Source organism: Brachybacterium sp., from assembly GCF_036379615.1.
Lineage (GTDB): Bacteria > Actinomycetota > Actinomycetes > Actinomycetales > Dermabacteraceae > Brachybacterium.
The window spans coordinates 86,226-100,917 of the sequence record NZ_DASVGJ010000069.1 but is presented as its reverse complement, the minus strand read 5'-3'; the positions used below and the strand labels follow the sequence as shown (position 1 = coordinate 100,917).

Below are 14,692 nucleotides of genomic sequence, written 5' to 3'. Positions count from 1 at the left end.
CCCTGGATCCACTGCCTGCGCAGCGGCGGGCGGGACCGTCGGCTCCGGCAATGACGCACCAGAGGATATCTGTGAGTTTCTCCGCCCCGTTCGGCGACATGCCCCGGCCGCGCCCACGACCTGCCCCCGATGCGAGCACGAGCGGTCCCCGCCGGATATCGCCGCTGGCGATCACGGCAGGTGTCATCGCCGCGCTGGTGATCCTGCTGGTCGTCGCATCCGAGGTCTGGACCAAGTACCTGTGGATGGAGCAGCTCCAGTTCACCGACGTGCTGATCACCCGCTGGGGCACCCAGGCGGTGCTCTTCCTGGCCGGTGCGGTGGTGTTCGCGATCCCGCTGTTCCTCAGCCTGCGCCTTGCCTACACCAAGCGCCCGGTGTATCCGCCGGTCACGCGGGAGCAGGAGGCTCTCGAACAGTTCCGCGCGGCCGTGGACCCGCTGCGGCGAGGACTGACCTACGGTGCACCCGTCGTGATCGGCGCCTTCGGCGGCCTCGCGCTGTCCCGTCGCTGGCAGGACGTGCAGCTCTTCCTGCACCCGCAGGACTTCGGCCAGAGCGACCCGATCTTCGGCAACGACATCTCGTTCTACGTCTTCACGCTGCCGCTGATCGACCTGATCATCTCCTTCGGGCAGTTCGTGCTGCTGGTCGCGATCGTGGGTGCCGTGATCGGTCACTTCATCTACGGCGGCGTGAGCTGGGGCCAGGAGAACGGTCTCGAGGTCACGCAGTCCGCTCGTCGCCACCTCGGCATCCTCGCCGCGATCTACGTGCTGCTGCTCGGCGCCGGCCACTGGTTCCAGCGCTATGACCTCCTCACCGCGGTCCATTCCCGCTTCGAGGGCGCCTCCTATGCGGACGTCAACGCGATCCTGCCCGCCCAGACCATCCTCGCGATCGCCTCGATCGCGGTGGCGGCACTGTTCGTGGTGTGGATCTTCCGCTCCGACTGGCGGATCCCGGCGATCGGTGCGGGCCTGATGATCCTGTCGACCCTGGTGGTGGGCAACCTCTACCCGTGGGCGATCCAGCAGTTCCAGGTCCAGCCCAATGAGCGCGCGCTCGAGCAGACCTACATCCAGCACAACATCGACGCGACCCGCGCCGCTTTCAACGTCGATGAGGTCAACGAGGTCCCGTACACCGCCTCCACCGACGCGGAGCCGGGAGCGCTGCGCGAGGATGCCTCCACCACAGCGCAGATCCGCCTGATGGATCCCAACATCATCTCGCCGACGTTCGAGCAGCGAGAGGCGAACCGTCGATACTGGGGCTTCGATGACGTGCTCAGCGTGGATCGCTATCAGATCGACGGCGAGCTGCAGGACACCGTGATCGGCGTGCGCGAGCTGCGCCCGGACAAGTTCGGCCTGGCCGATCGCTCCTGGGTGGACCAGCACATCATCTACACCCACGGCTACGGCACGGCCGCCGCCTACGGTAACCGCCGCAACGCGGACGGCGAGCCCAGCTTCCTGCAGTCCGGCGTGCCCGGCGACGGAGCCTTCGGCGAGCACGAGGAGCGGGTCTACTTCGGCCGCCACTCCCCGGACTACTCGATCGTCGGCGCCCCCGAGGGCAGCGAGCCCGAGGAGTTCGACTACCAGCGCGGCGGCACCGATGACGAGGAGGGCGGCGACCAGGTCTACAACACCTTCCAGGGCGACGGCGGGCCCTCCGTCGGCGGGTTCATGAACCAGCTGCTCTATGCGATCAAGTTCCGCGACCCCAACATCGTGATCTCCGACTACCTCAACGAGGAGTCGCAGATCCTCTACGATCGCGAGCCGCACGAGCGGGTCCGCGAAGTCGCCCCGTTCCTGTCCCTGGATTCCCAGATGTACCCGGCCGTGGTCGATGACCAGCTGGTCTGGGTGGTGGACGGCTACACGACCACCACCGAGTACCCCTACGCGCAGTCGGTCGAACTCGACCAGACCGTCAACGACTCCCAGACCGATCCGGGCGCCACCGCCCCGAACCGGGAGCGCTCGGCGAACTACATGCGCAACTCCGTCAAGGCCACCGTGAACGCCTTCGACGGCTCGGTGACGTTGTACACCTGGGACACCGAGGACCCGATCCTCAAGTCCTGGGCAGAGGTGTTCCCCGAGGCTCTGCAGCCCGCCTCCGACATCAGCGGCGAGCTCATGTCCCATCTGCGCTACCCGGCCGACTACTTCAAGGCCCAGCGCGAGATCCTGTCGACCTACCACGTCACTGTGGCGGACGACTTCTACACCCAGCAGGACTTCTGGCAGATCCCGCCGGATCCGACCGTCCCCGCCCCGACCAACCCCGACGGCAGCGCCGGTCAGCAGCCCGCCCAGCCGCCGATGTATCTGACCATGCAGATGCCGGACGCTGACGAGCCGCGCTTCATGCTCTCCTCGAGCTTCATCCCCTCCGAGGGGCAGAACGTGCTCACCGGCTATCTCGCCGTGGACTCGGAGACGGGCAGCGAGAGCGGCAACCCGGCGGACAGCTTCGGGGACATGACGCTGCTGGTGCTCCCGGCCTCGAACCCGGTCAACGGGCCCGGTCAGGTGCAGGCCACCTTCAACGCGGAGCCGAATGTCTCCCAGGCCCTGAACCTGCTGAAGTCCGGCAACTCCGAAGTCATCAACGGCAATCTGCTCACCCTCCCTGTGGGTGGCGGTCTGCTCTACGTCCAGCCCGTGTACCTGCAGTCCTCGCAGACCGGCGGTGGCACCCAGTACCCGCTGCTGCAGATGGTGCTGGTCTCCTTCGGTGAGAAGATCGGCTTCGCGCCGACGCTCGACGAGGCCCTGGACCTCGTCTTCGGCGGTGACTCCGGCGCGAGCGCCGGCGACGCCTCGGTCGAGGACGCCGATGCCCCCTCGGGCACCGCAGACACCGAGACCGGCGAAGGCTCGGTCGAGGAGGACGCGGAGGAGGCCCCGGCGGAGGGGGAGGACGAGCAGCAGAGCCCGCCCCCGGCCGCCGACGGCAGCGCCCAGGAGCGGCTCGACATGGCGCTCGAGGACATGGACACGGCCGTGGTCGATTCCGAGACGGCGATGGAGAACGGAGACTGGGCGGCGTACGGCGAGGCCCAGGAGCGTCTCGCTGACGCTCTGAATCGAGCGGTCGAGGCGAACCAGGAGCTCGGTGGCACCGGGGCTCCGGCCGAACCCTCCGACGGAGGCGGCGGCTGATCCACAGCGGCTCACCCGCATCGAGGACGCCCGACCGGCGCCGGCTCACCGCCGGAACCGGCCGGGCGTTCCGGCGTTCAGGCAGGTGAACGGCCTATGAACGTGTCATGGCACACGTTCTCCGGGATCCGGTTGGACTCGAGCGAGGGGGCGTCGTAGAGTAATCCATGTCGCCGCGGGGTGGAGCAGTTCGGTAGCTCGCCGGGCTCATAACCCGGAGGTCGTAGGTTCAAATCCTGCCCCCGCTACGAGGAAACCGGCCCTGACCTGGATTTACACCAGGTCGGGGCCGGTTCTTTTTTGCGTCTCTATGGGTCGATTGGCCGTTTATTGGCCGCTTATTCGCTAGTCTTTTGGTATGAGCAATCCCGCGCGCGAGCTACACACCCTCCTTGGACAATGGGGAGGGAAGGAGAAGGGCACCCTGTTTCAGGTGCGCGGCACGCCCAACCGCAACGGGGCGACCTCAGACCTGTGGGACAGCATGCTCCGGGCGGTGCATCTCCTCGATGAGACAAGGCGGGGTCTGGCGTCGCTTGAGCTGCTCGAGCCGAACAGGAGGATGCTCGATTCCATCGCCACCACCATCTTCGTTCCGGAGCAGGCGTGGTCGAACCAGGCGTCCGCTAAGGCGGCTACGTCTGAACAGATGGGCTCTCTGGCAACGTGGGCGCGGCTCCTAGACGGGGCGCAGCCACAGTTCACACTCGAAGCTGCTGATATCGAAGCTGCGCGAGAGGCTCTGGCGGAAGCGAGTACCGCGCTGCAATCGGTTCCGGGTATCCCGGAAGCGCACCGGGTCTACATTGCAGACCTGATCGACGCTGCTGTGGCGCTATTGGCAGGGGAGCGGCCGGACCTGATGGCAGCGCGGGCAAAGTTCCATCAGGCGGTTGGGGCCGTCATGTTCGAGCCAGCGGTGCGTACGTCCGAGCAGGGCCAGACTCTTGTAGACCGGTTCTCGAGGGTCGGCGCGATTATGTTCTTCGCGGTGGTCGGTATCCCGGTCATCCAGGGGATCGGTACTGAGGTGGGTAGCGAGCTGATCCTGGACTATCTGCGAGCTCCTGCCGCAATCGAACAGAGCGTGGAGCCAGAATCTTCTGCCGAGTCCGATACGGCCGATGGTGACTGAGTGAGGGCGGTGGACTACTGGGACGCCGGGTCCCATGATCCGGTGTCGCTGTAGTCCTCGGGGTCGAGGTCCCAGGTTTGTCCGGCGGCGAATTCGTGGACGGTGTCCCGGCCGCAGTCGGCGCACCGGACCGCGGTGAGGTGGGCGAGCGGTGTCCCGTCTCGCTGCGCCCCGGACGGCCCGACGGTCGAGGACAGGACTCGGCCGGTGGCGATGATGTCGACGGTCTGGACGGTCCCGCAGCGCGTGCATGCTGACGGTACGGCTTCGGAGTTGCCGGCGTCGTCGATCTGGCACATGAACGCCGCCTCCTGCTGTCGCCACGGCTCCCACCGGACGGGGTGCCCGTCCCATAGGGGCGGGAGGTCGTGAGCGCGGTCAGCAGCGATGGGCGTGCGCCGGATCAGTGTGAGGTGCGGGCGGGGACTCATGATGCCGCCGACGATGCTGCGCGGGCGCGGGCGGCGTGGAAGCCGGAGCGCTCGTGGCGGCTCTTAACGCTCACGTGCCATTGCCAGCAGCCCTCGCCGGGACGAGCGCCGCAGTCGGGGCATGCGACCGTCCGCTCTAAGCGCGGCGACTGCCGACGGATCGGAGCGAGGTCCCGGCCCGCGCGCAGCTGCGCGTAGTGCGTGGCGCAGAGTCCCCGGGCGCTGGCCGGCCGATCGCATTCGGGTCCGGTGCAGGTGCTCACGTCTCCTCCTCGAGCGCGCGGATCGTTGCGCACGGGTAGGCCGGGTGCCCGCCCTGGGAGCCCTGGCAGTGCTGGCACACCGCGGGCGACCCTGCCGGCATGTGCAGCGCGTACACGCTCGCGATCTTCTGCTGCGTGTACTCGCCGAGTTCCCGTTCGGCCTCGGCCTGCTGGAGCGCGAGCCGGCCCGCGGACTGGGCCTCGTCGAGCTGCGCGACGGTGCGGGCCAGCTCTTGCCGGATCTGCTCGGCCTCGGCGGTACCCGCCGGGGCGTGATCGACATGGGTCCAACTGAAGCGCCGGGTGTGCTTGTCGACGTGGTCGCTGTAGCCGTCCTCGGGGGTGTCTTCCGGGGTGCTGAGCATCGCGGCGGCGATCCGCTCGGCGTCGTCCTGGTCGGCGGCGAGAACACTCACCGTCACGGCCGGAGAGTGGTAGTTCTTGGTCCCGCCGTGGCCGTACCGTTCACGCCGGGCGGTCACGACGTTCGTCTCGCCGGTGAACAGGTACAGGGCCGGGGCGGGCTCGAGCCCGGAAGCGGCGCGGGCATGGTTCGTGCTGATCATCGTGGATCCTTCGGGTCGGTGTAGCGGGTGGTGGCGATGCGGCGGGTCTCGGCGATGACGGCCGGGATGATCTGCTGAGCGATCGCGCGCAGCGTCGGGAAGATCGCCCCGGCGGCGAGGCCGCAGAACATGGCGACGTCGCGGACCTTCGCGCGGACTGTGTAGCGGGGGCGGACGGTCATGGGGTCCCCTTCGGGTCGGTGAGGGCGTCGAGGAGGTCGAGCGCGGTGACGCGGCCGACGGCGATCGACATGACGGTCTGGGCGGGGTGCTCGCCGCGGACGTCGGCGAGCATCCGGTGGATGGGCACTCCCCAGGACTGGATGACGTACGCCGTGTCGGAGGTGAAGCGGTCCGTGGCGAGCGTCTTACAGACGACGGTGCAGGAGTCCTCGAGCGGGACGCCGGCGAGCGCGGCGAGCGTCTTCACGGCGCGCAGCGCACTGCGGAGGTCCGGTTCGTCGCCGACGCCGGCGGCGGTGAGCATGACTGCGGTGTTCGCCGCTTCGCCGTGGGGGTGCACGCGAGCGCGGCCGAACACCTCGGTGACCGCGTCTCGCGCCGCTGTGCGCTCTGCGGCGTCCGCCCCGAGAGCGCGGAGCGTGGAGTCGGCGTCGACGGTCCAGTTCGGATGCAGTACGGCGAGCCGGAGGACGTCGAGGATGACGCGAAGACGGCTCATCGGGTCGGGTGGGGATAGAAGCGGCGGCGGAGGACGGGCTCGAACGTGTCGTCGTGGATCATCGGCAGGTCTTCCGCCTCGGGATCGGGGATCATCACGTCGATCGTGATCCCGCGCCGGCCGTGCGTGACCGTCGCCGTCTCGGGCACGTAGTCGGTCACGCCGTACGCCTCGAGCGCGTCGAGCAGCGGCCGCCACGGCTTCGGCGCGGGCCGGCGGGTGAGGTAGCGGGGGACACGGGTGGTCATCGGGTGGCTCCTTCGGGCTTGGCCCCGGCGAGTGCCAGGGCGGCGGGGATGGCCTCGGCGAGCTCCGCGGCGGCGCGCTGGACATCGGCGAGGAGACGGTCGGTGTGCTCGAGCGTGCGCACGGGGCCGTGCGTGGTGCCGGCGATGTGCAGCGCGCGCTTGAGGTCGCTCGCGCTGATCTGCTGGTCCTCGACCTTGGACCGCCAGTCGTGGATCTTGAAGCCCAGCTCTCTCTCGAGGCTGTCCAGGGTGCTGAGCCGTACCCGGTCCTCGTGGCTCACGGGGTCAGGCCGGCGGTATCGCTCGGAGTGCTTCATGCGCTCCTCGACCTGGGCCTGGACGACGCGCTGAATCTCCTGCCGGCGCTGGTCATGCTCGAGCGTCTCGAGGCGCGCCATGACGGAGCGCACGGCCCACCAGGGCGGGTTGTGGTCGGGCTTGACCGTGGCCTTCACCGCGACCTGCATCCTCCGCCCCCGAGACGAGCGGGGCGGGAGCAGAAGCCCCCAGCCTTCGGGCAGCTCCTCGGGCGGGACGATGTCGGTCGACGGGGCGACGATCCACCACTGGTGGCAGGCGTCCGCCCACGCATCGGCCTTGCCGACCTTCGCGAGCTCGGCCCGCCAGTCCGCGCGAGACACCTTCAGCTCGTGGCCGACGAGGATCCGGCCGGATGCGGAGGTGAAGCCGGCGTAGATCGCGTCCGCGCGCCGGATGCCCGGGCCGCCCCACGATCCGTTCGGCGACACCTCGTCGGCGAACACGCCGCCGGCGCGGGCGTGTGGATCCGTGCTCTCGGCTATGTAGTGGTGGCGCAGCATCGCGAGCAGCTCGGGTGTGGTGGTCATGGTGTGTCCTCTCGTGGGGGTCGTCCGGGGTTGTAGGCCTCGTCGCCGCACCAGTCGCAGAACAGCGACCGGCAGGTGCAGGGACGGGGCTCGCCGTCGTCCGGCTCGGGAGCGAGCGCACCAAGCTCGGCGTAGTCGTAGGTCTCGGGCAGCGTCATGACGACAGTTCTTCGAGGAGGTCCAGCTGGTCTGGGTGCACGGGATCGGGCGCGTCTTCGTGCTCCTCGATCGCCTCGAGCCAGGCGTCGTAGAACTCGTGCTCGTGCTTGAGGTTCGCCGTGATCTCCGGATAGGCCAGATCGCCGCGTTCGGCGTCACGGAGTAGTGCCTCGATCGCCTCGTCCACGGCACTGTCGGTGACGGTGAAGGTCCGCGTGGAGAAGTCGATGTCGTGGTTGTCCTCGGCGGCGTCCTCGAGGACCCGCTCGATGTAGCGGCGGACCCGCTCCTCACGGGGCGGGTTCGTGCCCTGGGTCCGGTGTCCGCGAGCGACCACTGCGCCATCGTTGACGGGCTCCACGGTGGCGCTCCGGTGCGCTTGGGCGTCCTCCGTCGTGGCGAGCTCGAGCCCGCAGGTGACGCAGGATCCGTAGGGCTTGTCGGGGTCGGGGTTGAAACGGGTGAAGGTCATGAGGTCAACTCCTCGAGGTAGGCGAGCATGTCCAGCTGCTCGGGTTCAGAGGTGGCCGGCGGCTCCGGCTCCGGCGGCGGGGCGATCGCCTTGAACGGTTGCCACTGCGGATGCGCTCCGTAGATGCGGGGTCCGTTGAAGCCGACCGGCCAGGGGACGCGGCCCTCGGGGTAGAGGACGTGCGCGATGTCGCGGAACCGGGGCCAGCGCTCGGAGAACCACTGCCCCGCGCAGTGCGGCTGCGGGTGCGGGCATTCCGGGTTCTCGCACGGCTCGGATCCAGAGAAGAACTTCCGGTCGGGCTGGCGGCCGGTCTGGTCGTCCCAGCACTGCAAGGCCCGCCACCGCGCCGTCTGATCCCCGTCGACGGGGATGTCTGGCTCCTCGCCTCGCTCCTCGTAGTAGGCGAGGAGGTCGACGAGGGGGTGGAGGTGGAAGCACGGGTGGATGCCCCTCCCTGAGGTGCGGGCCTGGTGGATGGCGTCCGGGTGCGGGTACTCCGGTGGGACGCCCGGGGTGTTGTCGGGGACGGGTCGGTAGAGGTGCACGGCACCTGTCGCGTCCACCATCTGTTCACGGTCGACGAGTGCCATCACGCGGCCGCCGGGGTGGCGAGCAATGCGGGCTGGTGTTCGGTCGGCGAGACGCCAGCGCGGGCGCACAGCTCGAGCAGGTGCGTTGAGCACAGTCCGTAGCGGACCCGTCGCGCCCGGCAGCCGACGTGCGCGCACTTCACTGCTCCGCTCCCTTGTCGGCGTACGCAGCGGCGAGGGTGTCGCGGCTGGTGAAGTGCGCGATCGCCATGGCGGTGCCGTCGACCATGCCGAAGTGGATGCAGAGTCGTCCGGCGAGCTCGTAGCCCTTCTCGCTGAGTTCGCGGGCGACGATGCGGCGCACTCGGGCTCGGGCGTAGGCGCGGCCGATGCGGGTCGCGGCGGCCCAGGCGGGGATCGTGCACGCGAAGTGGCTGTGCTTCAGCGCGGTGTCATCGGGGTCGGGGTGCATGGTTCCTCCGTGTACGGTGCGTCTTGAGTTGATAGACGGTGGGGGCAGACTCGAGCGTACACGGATCGGAACGGATCGTCTACTACCGGTAGACGGTTAGGAGAAGAACGCGTCGAGCGTCTTCCGGACGTCGGGCGCGAGGGTGTTGCGCTGGATGTAGTGCCGGCGCGTCACGGACTCATCCCCGTGGCCCAGCGTGTCCGCAGCAGCGCGCGTGCCGTGCTCGCGGTCGACCTCGGTCGCGACGGTGCGCCGCAGCTCGTGGGGCGTGATCCACTCCAGGTGCGCGGGCAGCAGCGCCTTCCGCAGAGTCTTGCGCACGTTCGTCGAGTCCCAGAGCGTGCCCGTGACGGTCGGGAACACCACGTCGTGCGCGTTGCCGTCCGCGTGGATCCGGCGGCGCGTGAGCATGTCCACGGCGTGCTGGGGGAGGGTGTGCGTGACGTGCGCGGCGTCGCCCTTGCGGTACGCCTGCCGGTACAGCACCGGCGGTTTCGCGTCCGTCCACGACAGGGTCCCGGCGATCATGACGGTCCCGGCCTCGAGGTCGATGTCGGCCCAGCGAACGGCCAGGGCCTCGCTGATCCGCACGCCCGTCGCGAGGATGAAGTCGATGAGGTCGAGGAGTGAGGCTGTGCGGGGCCGGCCGCGACGCTTCTCCGGCGGGTTCTGCCACGTCTGGATCGCGGTGCGCACGGCACGGACCTGGTCGACGGTCAGGGCGTGCGGATCCTTGCGCGTGACCGTGACGCCCGCGACGTCTCGCATGGGGTTCTGCCGGAGCGCGCCGTGGCGCGTCGCGATGCTGAACGTCCCGGACAGCACGGTGCGCGCGAGTCGCGCCGTCGCCGCGCCGGTGCTGCCGGCAAGGACGCGCAGGTACGCCTCGAGGCGCGGAACCGTGGCCTCGCGCAGGCGTACTGCGCCGAGAGCGGGCACCACGTGATCGTTCGCGACCTCTCGGTAGCGGCGCATCGTGTTCGATGCCAGGTCCGCGGCTTCACGGTCGGCGAGCCAGATGATCACGGCCTGTTCGATCGGGGACTCTGCGGACAGGTCATCGCCGGACGGGGCGAGGCGGTCCTTCAGGTGGTCGGTGAGCGCGCTGCGCGCCGCGCCGGCGGACTTGCCGGTGCGCGTCACGGAGCGCGTGATCCCGTCGACGTCACGGAAGCGCGTGCGCGCCTGGAATCCGCCGGACACTCTGCGCGTGTGGACGGACCCCCAGGTGCCGATGGGGAGGGGGGGTCTACCGGCCATTGCGATCGGCGAGGGCCTGCACCATGACGCGCAGCGTTGCCAGCTCCTCATCGGTGAGCACCTCGAGGGCCTCGGTGATCACGCGCGCGTCTTCGCGGTCCGACGCTTCGTGGCGTGCGTCCACCTCCATGCCGGCGGACACGGCGGCCGCGCGGGACACCATGTCGACGGGTAGGCGCAGGCCGCGGGCGATCTTCTCCACGGTCTCGGAGCGGTACGAGCGGTGGTCCTGGACGGTCATGATCGCGCCGATCAGCGGCTTCGACAGGCCGGTCTTCTGGGCGATCTGCGCATAGGAGTCGCCGGTGCGGTCGATGTGGTCGCGCACCAGGTCGCGCAGGTTCTTCGGTGAGGTCATGCCCTGAATCTACCGGTGGGCACCGACAAATGTCTATCGCTAGTAGACGGCTCGGCAATATTGGCGGTATGGTCATGCCGTCTACAAAAAAGAGACGAGCCGTCTATTCCACACTGGAGGAGCCCCCAACATGGCGACCTACGTTCGAGCGCGGGCATACGCACTCGACCAGACCACCCTCACGAACAAGCACGGGATCAGCGGCACCGCCCTGGCCCGCCGAGCAGGCCTCGCCGTCGAGACGGTGCGCAAGCAGCAGCGGATCCACGAGTACCCGCCGCAGGACGTGCCCCGCATCGAGCTCGCGAAGGCGCAACGCATCGCCGACGCGCTCGGCCAGCCCGTCGACGCCCTGTTCTGCCACCCCAACGGCGACCCCATCGGAGGTGCCCTGTGACCGCCCCGGACCGCATGCGAGGCCTGACCGGCCGACTGATCCTGCCTGCCAGCGACTACGCCCGCTCCCGCCGGGCATGGCTTGAGGCGCGCCGCCTCGGCCTCGGCGCATCGGAGACCGCCGCCGTGCTCGGCCTCTCGAAGTGGAAGACACCGCTCGGCGTGTACCTCGACAAGATGGACACGTCCCCGGTCGTCGACGAGGCACCGTCGATCGCCGCGCAGATCGGGACCGACATGGAGGACATGATCGCGCGCTGGACCATGCGCGAATGGCCGGAGCTCGGGAAGATCGGCGCGACCCCCGGACTGCTTGCGCACTCGGAGCACGCATGGATGCTCGCGACCCTCGACCGGCTCCTCTACCCACGCGGCACCCGCGCCGCTGACCCGCTCGGCGTGCTCGAAGTCAAGTCCACGTCGCGCTGGAACTACGAACAGAACTGGGTCGACGGCGTCCCTCCCGGGTACGTCCAGGTCCAGGTCCAGCAGCAGCTCGCAGTGTCGGGCCTCGACACCGGCTGGGTCGCCTGCTGGGTGCGGGACGAACAGCCGGACAAGGCGCTGAAAGAGCCGTACCGGATCGACGCCGACCCGGCCGTTCACGAGCAGCTCGTGACCTACGCCGGCGCGTGGTGGGACCGGCACATCGTCGGGCAGACGCCACCGCCGGCCGTGATCGACGACGCGCCGCTCATGAACAGCCTCCAGGTGCCGAACCTCGACGCCGACCCCGTCACGGCCGATGACGTGCTGACCGCGACCGTCGCGACGTGGCTCGACGGGAAGGAGCAGGCGAAGCGTGCTGGCGAGCTCGTCAAGGCCGCGGAGGTCGCGATGAAGGACGCGATGGTCGCCGCGGGGTCGAACGCGATCGCCCGCGAGGACGGGCAGCTCCTCGCCACGTGGAAGCGCAACAAGGACGGGCAGACGTTCGACAAGAAGACGTTCGGGGCCGACCACCCGGACCTGCTCACGAAGTACACGAAGACCACCCCCGGGGCCGTCGTGCTCCGGCCTGTGAAGGGACACGACGACTGATGACCACCGACCTCGCCGGCACCATCGCCACGAACCAGAGCGCTGAGAAGCGCACCGCCCACGACCTCATCCGATCCATGATCCCGGAGTTCGGGAAGGTGCTCCCGGAGGCCGTCCCGGTCGACACGTTCCTGCGCCTCGCCCTGACGGAGCTCCAGCGGAACACGGACCTCCAGGCGTGCACGCCCGGGTCCCTGCTGGGCTCGCTCATGCTCGCTGCGCAGCTCGGCCTCGAGCCCGGCGGGCCGCTCGGCCACCTGTACCTCACCCCGCGTCGACTGAAGGGGGAGATGAACGTCGTCCCCATCATCGGCTACAAGGGCCTCGTCGAGCTTTCCCGCCGATCCGGGAAGGTCGGCACCGTCAAGGCGCAGATCATCCGCGACGGCGACCTGTTCGATCAGGGCTTCGATACGCAGCGCGGTGGCGAGTACACGACCTGGCGACCTGCCGACCATGACGAGAAGCGGCCCCCGATCGGGGTGCTCGCGTGGGCGACGCTGATCGACACCGGCTCCGTCCAGACCAGGTTCACGCCGATCGACGCGGTCGACGCTCGCCGGGACCGCGGCGCAGCCGGGGCGAAGGGCCCCTGGGCCACGGACCGCGACGCGATGATCCGCAAGACGGGCATCCGTGCGCTCGCGCCGGACCTCCCCGCCTCGACCGCCATGGCGCTCGCGACCCGCGCCGACGAGCGGATCACGGAGTACCGGGCCGACGTCGGCGGTCTCATCGACGCCGCGACGGGCGAGGTCATCCACCAGGAAGGGACCGACCAGTGAACGCGCAGAAGCGGTTCGAGCGGGAACGGCCCTACGCCGCCCGCGTCGAAGCGTCAGCGAAGCACCTCTCCACGACGGTCATGCTGCCGGACCAGGCTAGAACCGCCGCCCTGTTCGCGATCGCGCACGCACTCCTCGACGTCAGCGACGCGATCCGCGACCACGCCCGCACCACCCGGAAGGAAGACCAGTGACCACGACCCCCGCCCCCGAGAACCGCCGGGCCCGCGCCCGCACCAGCGACCCCTTCACCTCCCACGCCGCGGCCGCCGTCGCGAGCCGCAACCTCCCCACCGTCCGCGCCGCCGTGTACTCGATCCTCGAGGACGCCGACGAGCCGATGACCCACGACCAGCTCATCGCCCAGTACCGGCGCTGGCAGATGAACGGGCAGGCACGCCCGGGCGCGACCGACTCCTCGATCCGCTCGCGCTGCAACGAGCTCGAGAAGGACCAGCTCGTCCTCTCGCTCCCGGACGAGCGCGGGAGGTCCAGGTACGGCAACCCCGCAGGTCTCTACGTTGCCCGCAGCGTCTACGAACGCGAGACGGAACGTGCGCAAGGGGCGCTGCTGTGAGGCAGACCGTCGACGTGCGGGTCCCCGCGTCGGTCGTCCTCAGCTCGAATGATCGGCTGCACTGGCGGCCTGAAGGGGAGCGGACCGCGCAGATCCGGATGCTCGGCAAGATCGCGGGCCGCACCATGTTCGCCGTCCCCGGCACCGTCAAGGTCCGGATCACCGTTGCCGTGTGGAAGGGCCGCGCGTCGCACTACGACCCGCAGAACCTGTACCCCACCGCGAAAGCCATCGTCGACGGGCTCCGTGACGCCGGAGTGCTCGTCGACGACGACCACCGGCACGTCGAAGGACCGTACATCGACCACGGCGGCGTGAACCCCGCCCTGAAGGGCCGCACGGCCCGCAGCGGGTCCGTCGTGTTCACCGTGACCCTCGAGAGCATCGGAGGTGCCTCATGAGCCTCGACGCGATGGTGTGGGCGCTCAAGCACGCCCCGGTGAGCGATCCGCTCGCGCACCTCGTGCTGATCGGCCTCGCCGACCACGCTGGACCGGACGGGCGCGAAGCTCGACCGTCCCAGAAGCGTCTCGCGGAGTACGTCAACGTCACCGACCGCACGATCCGCACGAAGCTGCGACTCCTCGAGGAGGAGGGCCTCATCCGCCCCGGCGACGACCAGCTCGTCGCGCACCTCCGCGCCGACCGTCGCCCCCTCGTCTGGGACCTCTGCATGGGCGTCACGAAGGCCATGCGACGGGCGGAAGCAGATTCCGGGCGGAACAGCGACGACACCACGACCGGAAGCACGGTGCACTCACGACCGGAAGCAGGGTGCACGAACGACCGGAACACTGCTTCCGACAGAACCGTCCATGAACCGTCCAGTGAACCGTCCGTAGAACACGTCGGCGATCCCGCCGCCGATGCGCCGCTCGTCGGGGAAGTCGTCACCACGACCCCGCCGTCGCGGCCTGACGTCCAGGCGGTCTGTCAGGTCGTCTCGGAGCACGTCTACCAGGTGACCGGAAAGCGGCCGCTGTGGTCGAAGCGGTGGGAGACGCAGGCTCGGCTCATGCTCGACGCCGACGGGCACACCGTGGAACAGGTCCGGGCCGTCATGGCGTGGGTGACAGCGTCATCGTTCTGGTCGCCGAACATCCTGTCCGTGCCGAAGCTGCGCGAGAAGTGGCCGACCCTCGTCGGGCAGGCTCGGCGGGATGCGAACCAGGCGCGCGGCGGATGGGTCGAGCGCGAGATGCAGCGCGCGACAGCGTTCGCCTCGGGCGGTGGTCGCCAGTGAGCGGCGGCCCCCGAGAGTGCGCGGACCAGAGCCACCCGCAC

Annotated in this window: 22 protein-coding genes and 1 tRNA gene; 10 read left to right on the top strand and 13 right to left on the bottom strand. The window is 69.3% G+C overall.

What is annotated here, in order from left to right; genetic code table 11:
• Positions 1-71: 71 nt before the first annotated feature.
• From VF289_RS16160 to VF289_RS16150, 3 genes are all read left to right on the top strand, one after another.
• Positions 72-3,182, top strand: coding sequence for a UPF0182 family protein (locus VF289_RS16160; RefSeq protein ID WP_330884931.1), 3,111 nt, complete (start codon positions 72-74; stop codon positions 3,180-3,182).
• A 174-nt stretch (positions 3,183-3,356) separates the two neighbouring features.
• Positions 3,357-3,430, top strand: a tRNA-Met gene (locus tag VF289_RS16155).
• Between the two features lie 110 nt (positions 3,431-3,540).
• Entirely contained in the window at positions 3,541-4,317 is a 777-nt protein-coding gene (locus VF289_RS16150) for a hypothetical protein (protein ID WP_330884930.1), read from the top strand.
• Positions 4,318-4,331: 14 nt separating this feature from the next.
• Here VF289_RS16150 and VF289_RS16145 read toward each other — a convergent pair whose 3' ends face one another.
• From VF289_RS16145 to VF289_RS16090, 13 genes are all read right to left on the bottom strand, one after another.
• Complete coding sequence (locus VF289_RS16145; protein WP_330884929.1) at positions 4,332-4,616, bottom strand: hypothetical protein; 285 nt, start codon at positions 4,614-4,616, stop codon at positions 4,332-4,334.
• Positions 4,617-4,744: 128 nt separating this feature from the next.
• On the bottom strand, positions 4,745-5,011 hold the full coding sequence (locus VF289_RS19620; protein WP_422652982.1) for a zinc finger domain-containing protein: 267 nt from the start codon (positions 5,009-5,011) through the stop codon (positions 4,745-4,747).
• The gene (locus VF289_RS16140) at positions 5,008-5,577 is read right to left on the bottom strand and encodes a hypothetical protein (RefSeq protein WP_330884928.1); all 570 of its coding nucleotides are present in this window, start codon (positions 5,575-5,577) and stop codon (positions 5,008-5,010) included. The genes VF289_RS19620 and VF289_RS16140 overlap by 4 nt, the downstream gene beginning before the upstream one ends.
• Positions 5,574-5,759, bottom strand: coding sequence for a hypothetical protein (locus tag VF289_RS16135; RefSeq protein WP_330884927.1), 186 nt, complete (start codon positions 5,757-5,759; stop codon positions 5,574-5,576). Before VF289_RS16135 ends, VF289_RS16140 begins: the two co-directional genes overlap by 4 nt.
• The gene (locus tag VF289_RS16130; RefSeq protein ID WP_330884926.1) at positions 5,756-6,259 is read right to left on the bottom strand and encodes a hypothetical protein; all 504 of its coding nucleotides are present in this window, start codon (positions 6,257-6,259) and stop codon (positions 5,756-5,758) included. Before VF289_RS16130 ends, VF289_RS16135 begins: the two co-directional genes overlap by 4 nt.
• A complete protein-coding gene (locus tag VF289_RS16125; RefSeq protein ID WP_330884925.1) occupies positions 6,256-6,507 on the bottom strand; it encodes a hypothetical protein in 252 nt (83 codons plus the stop codon). Before VF289_RS16125 ends, VF289_RS16130 begins: the two co-directional genes overlap by 4 nt.
• Entirely contained in the window at positions 6,504-7,355 is an 852-nt protein-coding gene (locus tag VF289_RS16120; RefSeq protein ID WP_330884924.1) for a hypothetical protein, read from the bottom strand. The genes VF289_RS16125 and VF289_RS16120 overlap by 4 nt, the downstream gene beginning before the upstream one ends.
• Positions 7,352-7,513 (bottom strand): hypothetical protein, encoded by a 162-nt coding sequence (locus VF289_RS16115; protein ID WP_330884923.1) that lies wholly within the window; start codon positions 7,511-7,513, stop codon positions 7,352-7,354. Before VF289_RS16115 ends, VF289_RS16120 begins: the two co-directional genes overlap by 4 nt.
• Complete coding sequence (locus VF289_RS16110; protein ID WP_330884922.1) at positions 7,510-7,986, bottom strand: hypothetical protein; 477 nt, start codon at positions 7,984-7,986, stop codon at positions 7,510-7,512. The genes VF289_RS16115 and VF289_RS16110 overlap by 4 nt, the downstream gene beginning before the upstream one ends.
• Complete coding sequence (locus VF289_RS16105; RefSeq protein WP_330884921.1) at positions 7,983-8,555, bottom strand: hypothetical protein; 573 nt, start codon at positions 8,553-8,555, stop codon at positions 7,983-7,985. The genes VF289_RS16110 and VF289_RS16105 overlap by 4 nt, the downstream gene beginning before the upstream one ends.
• A gap of 163 nt (positions 8,556-8,718) precedes the next feature.
• The gene (locus VF289_RS16100) at positions 8,719-8,991 is read right to left on the bottom strand and encodes a hypothetical protein (RefSeq protein ID WP_330884920.1); all 273 of its coding nucleotides are present in this window, start codon (positions 8,989-8,991) and stop codon (positions 8,719-8,721) included.
• 96 nt (positions 8,992-9,087) lie between these two features.
• Positions 9,088-10,194 (bottom strand): tyrosine-type recombinase/integrase, encoded by a 1,107-nt coding sequence (locus VF289_RS16095; RefSeq protein ID WP_330884919.1) that lies wholly within the window; start codon positions 10,192-10,194, stop codon positions 9,088-9,090.
• Between the two features lie 46 nt (positions 10,195-10,240).
• Positions 10,241-10,609 (bottom strand): hypothetical protein, encoded by a 369-nt coding sequence (locus tag VF289_RS16090; protein WP_330884918.1) that lies wholly within the window; start codon positions 10,607-10,609, stop codon positions 10,241-10,243.
• A gap of 130 nt (positions 10,610-10,739) precedes the next feature.
• Between VF289_RS16090 and VF289_RS16085 the strand changes: the two genes are divergently transcribed.
• From VF289_RS16085 to VF289_RS16055, 7 genes are read left to right on the top strand one after another with little or no spacing between them, the layout of a single operon-like run.
• On the top strand, positions 10,740-11,006 hold the full coding sequence (locus VF289_RS16085; protein ID WP_330884917.1) for a hypothetical protein: 267 nt from the start codon (positions 10,740-10,742) through the stop codon (positions 11,004-11,006).
• On the top strand, positions 11,003-12,046 hold the full coding sequence (locus tag VF289_RS16080; protein WP_330884916.1) for a lambda-exonuclease family protein: 1,044 nt from the start codon (positions 11,003-11,005) through the stop codon (positions 12,044-12,046). Before VF289_RS16085 ends, VF289_RS16080 begins: the two co-directional genes overlap by 4 nt.
• Entirely contained in the window at positions 12,046-12,831 is a 786-nt protein-coding gene (locus VF289_RS16075; protein WP_330884915.1) for a recombinase RecT, read from the top strand. The genes VF289_RS16080 and VF289_RS16075 overlap by 1 nt, the downstream gene beginning before the upstream one ends.
• Positions 12,828-13,025: a hypothetical protein gene (locus VF289_RS16070; protein ID WP_330884914.1), complete on the top strand. Its 198-nt coding sequence runs from the start codon at positions 12,828-12,830 to the stop codon at positions 13,023-13,025. Before VF289_RS16075 ends, VF289_RS16070 begins: the two co-directional genes overlap by 4 nt.
• Complete coding sequence (locus VF289_RS16065) at positions 13,022-13,408, top strand: hypothetical protein (RefSeq protein WP_330884913.1); 387 nt, start codon at positions 13,022-13,024, stop codon at positions 13,406-13,408. The genes VF289_RS16070 and VF289_RS16065 overlap by 4 nt, the downstream gene beginning before the upstream one ends.
• Entirely contained in the window at positions 13,405-13,809 is a 405-nt protein-coding gene (locus tag VF289_RS16060) for a hypothetical protein (protein WP_330884912.1), read from the top strand. The genes VF289_RS16065 and VF289_RS16060 overlap by 4 nt, the downstream gene beginning before the upstream one ends.
• Entirely contained in the window at positions 13,806-14,651 is an 846-nt protein-coding gene (locus tag VF289_RS16055; RefSeq protein WP_330884911.1) for a helix-turn-helix domain-containing protein, read from the top strand. The genes VF289_RS16060 and VF289_RS16055 overlap by 4 nt, the downstream gene beginning before the upstream one ends.
• The last annotated feature ends 41 nt before the right edge of the window (positions 14,652-14,692 follow it).